Raw genomic sequence first — 2,531 nt, 5'->3', positions numbered from 1 at the left:
AAACTGACCACCCCGTCAAGCGGAAAAATGCTGTAGAATCACCCATATTTTTGGCGGATACCAACCGTGGAAAATATGGCTAATTCGACTATCAGCATGAATAAGATAAGACAGATCCTAAGGATGTACAGTCAAGGGCGCAGCAAGCTTTTTATTGCTGAGCAAACGGGCGTTTCCCGCAACACGGCCAAGAAGTACATGGCTACTTTTGAAGCGAGCGGGCTGACTTTCGAGCAGATCAACGACCTGAACGACAAGGAACTGGACGAGTTTTTCGGTGCAGTTAGACAGATGCCGCCTCAGGACAGGCTGTTGAACTTACAGCGCTGTTTTCCCCGAATAGATAAAGAGCTCAAAAAAACCGGCGAGACGCGTTATTCGCTCTGGGAGAGTTACAAAAAGGAATTCCCTGACGGTTTTGGCTATACCGCCCGGCGGCCCGGCCAGTTCTGCTTCCACCTGGCCCAGTGGAAGGCCCGGGTAAACCCAGTCATGCACCAGGACCATAAAGCGGGCGATAAATTCTATATCGATTTTGCCGGTGTAAAGATGAGTTTTGTAAGCAGGGAGACCGGAGAATTGATTGAGGTTGAGGTCTTTATTGCTATCCTGGGCGCCAGCCAGCTCACCTATGTGGAAGCGGTTATGAGCCAGCAAAAAGAAGATCTGATCCTGGCTTGTGAGAATGCTTTTCATTACATCGGGGGTGTTCCGGCGGCCGTAGTCCCGGATAATCTCAAGGCGGCCGTCACCAAGAGCAACCGGTATGAACCTACCCTGAACGAGACTTTTGAGGACTTTGCCAACCATTACGGGACGACCATATTACCCACCAGGGCTTACCGGCCACGCGATAAAGCATTAGTCGAAGGTGCTGTTAAAATCGTTTACAGCCGTATCTACGCGCCTTTAAGAAAACAGGTTTTCAACTCACTCTCCGAGCTAAACGCAGCCATATGGGCGGCCCTGGAAGTCCATAATAACCAGTTACTACGCGGCCGTAATTACAGCCGCAGGCTTCAATTCGAAGAGATCGAGCGCGGCGCTCTCTCGCCGCTGCCACTGCTCCGCTACGAGTTCAAAAAGCAGTCGCATGCGACCGTGATGAAAAACGGGCACGTTAACCTGAGCATCGACAAGCATTATTATAGCGTCCCGTACCGGTTCATCGGCAAGAAGGTAAAATTGCTGTTCTCAGGCACGTTGGTCGAGATCTACTATCGTTATGAGCGCATAGCCCTGCACCAGCGTGTCAAAAGCCCCTACAATTACTCGACCGATAAAGAGCACCTGGCCAGCACGCACCGCTTTTTGACCGAATGGACCCCGGATAAGTTCGTCGAATGGGCCTCTTCGATCCACGATGACGTCAGGCTTTATATCCTCAAAATACTGGACCGTAAGCAGCATCCCGAGCAGGCCTACCGCTCTTGCATCGGCATCTTGTCCTTCGCAAAAAAGGCTGGCGAACAACGGCTGATCAGCGCATGCCAGCGCGCGTTGAGCTACGGTATTTACAACTATAAAATCATCCAGATGATCCTGGAAAAGAAGATGGACCAGTACGAGGACAGCCTGTTCGCCGACGAGCTACCGATGCCTAACCACGACAATATCAGGGGCGAAGAATATTATCAGTAACCTTTTAAACAATCCATAAAATGAACAATGACACCTTGGAGAAGCTGCGCAAGCTTAAATTTTATGGCATGTTCCATGCCTTCAAAACCAGCCTGGAAAGCGGGAAAACCAATGATTATACGGCCGATGAGCTATTGGGGTACCTTGTGGACGCCGAGTGGGACGACCGCAATAACCGCCGCGTGGAGCGGCAGATTTACCAGGCCCGGTTCCGTTATAAAGCCATCGTCGAAAATATCCATTACCATGCCGATCGCAGTCTGGACCGTAACCAGGTCATGCGCCTGGCCGACTGCTCTTTTATCACCCGCAACGAGAACCTGCTGATCACCGGCAGCACCGGGATCGGCAAAAGCTATGTGGCAACTGCCATCGGCCATCAAGCCTGCATCCAGGGGTACCGCGTATTTTACGCGAGTACCCCAAAACTGTTCGCCCGCTTGAAAATGGCCAAGGCCGACGGCTCTTATATCAAGGAAATCGCCAGGATCGAACGGCAGCACCTGTTGGTGCTCGATGACTTCGGTATCCAGCCCTTCGATGCCCAGAGCAGGGCCGCCCTGATGGAGATCATCGAAGACCGGCACGGAAAAGCATCGTTGATTATCACTTCGCAGTTGCCCGTAAGCAAATGGCATGAAGTGATTGGTGAAAAAACCATTGCCGACGCTATCCTGGACCGCATTGTCCACGACGCACACCGCATAGAACTGAGGGGGGAATCGATGAGAAGAAAGAAAAAAATAGAGCCCGAAAACAGCTACCAATAATACGACCTTAATTAACTAATTTTGAAACTGCTTCTGCAGCTTTTTTCTGCTACCGGCCGCCAGACATTTAGGTGGTCAATTTGCCACGGAATCAGGTGGTCAACTTCTCCGAAATACCCA

At 51.0% G+C, this 2,531-nt stretch carries 2 protein-coding genes; both read left to right on the top strand.

Translation table 11 applies throughout. From position 1 onward, the window contains the following. Positions 1-96 precede the first annotated feature (96 nt). Positions 97-1,641, top strand: a complete 1,545-nt coding sequence (gene istA, locus ACQ4MZ_RS31455; protein WP_430852016.1) for an IS21 family transposase — start codon at positions 97-99, stop codon at positions 1,639-1,641. 20 nt (positions 1,642-1,661) lie between these two features. Beyond that, positions 1,662-2,411, top strand: coding sequence for an IS21-like element helper ATPase IstB (istB, locus tag ACQ4MZ_RS31450; protein ID WP_430852015.1), 750 nt, complete (start codon positions 1,662-1,664; stop codon positions 2,409-2,411). The last annotated feature ends 120 nt before the right edge of the window (positions 2,412-2,531 follow it).

The sequence above is a fragment of the Dyadobacter sp. BHUBP1 genome, from assembly GCF_050587785.1.
Classification (GTDB): Bacteria; Bacteroidota; Bacteroidia; order Cytophagales; family Spirosomataceae; genus Dyadobacter.
Note: the sequence above shows the minus strand (reverse complement) of the source record. Positions and strands in the feature narration are given on the sequence as shown.

Excerpts from the sequence above, each read along its gene's own strand:
- istA (WP_430852016.1), top strand. The coding sequence starts at position 97 with ATGAATAAGATAAGACAGATCCTAAGGATGTACAGTCAAGGGCGCAGC.
- istB (WP_430852015.1), top strand. The coding sequence starts at position 1,662 with ATGAACAATGACACCTTGGAGAAGCTGCGCAAGCTTAAATTTTATGGC.